Here is a 682-nt window from a genome sequence, read left to right as displayed (position 1 = left end):
CGTTTATTCTATTTGTGACTACCTTTTTCATGTAGGTATCGTTTGCTTTCACTTCCGTTAACAAACGTCGACCGCCTTCATATACGCCTTGTGTGTCACCTGTTACACTTGACCATACAAGGGTATATCCACGCTCGGTAAACTCCATATCTACCTCGAAATATTCCTTACATTCGATTGAGTGATAGGCGAATACACCACCCTTTGAATAGGAAGATAGAACAAGATAGAGATAGTGAAAACCTTCCGCGTCTTTGTATATTTCGAATCGATAACTATCCTCGCGAGAATCTCCTACTTTTAATAGGGATGGTTTGACAAGTGAAGCAGATCCACCGTTTCGAACGCCGAATGAAAACGTGTATAACGGTTGTGCTGTACCTGTAAAACCGAAATTACTTTGTGGGAATAGTTGCCCTTGCAGAACGGACGCTTCCGTACTATCAACCGGGTTTCTTGATTGAATTCTAGCAACCTTATAATAAAGAGGTCTGTCGCTTGTTTGCGGTATCCTCTTTGTTTTTGTCTCTATAGTTGGAAATGGTTTAAGAAGTCCCATACGCTACACCCCTAACAGTCGAACCATTCCATTTCCGGATTGGCGTACAAATGTTATTTTATTTGCTTTTCTTGTAAACTCTGATAACTGTTCACCAGGTTTTAAACGAATTGTCATGTTCTT

General features: G+C 40.5%; 1 pseudogene. It reads right to left on the bottom strand.

Features of this window, described 5'->3' with window-relative positions:
• Positions 1 to 559 (bottom strand): annotated as a pseudogene (locus MR107_RS30205) (hypothetical protein); the annotation flags it as partial.
• Between the last annotated feature and the right edge of the window lie 123 nt (positions 560 to 682).

It is taken from the genome of Bacillus cereus group sp. BfR-BA-01441 (assembly GCF_022663075.1).
Lineage (GTDB): Bacteria > Bacillota > Bacilli > Bacillales > Bacillaceae_G > Bacillus_A > Bacillus_A cereus.
Note: the sequence above shows the minus strand (reverse complement) of the source record. Positions and strands in the feature narration are given on the sequence as shown.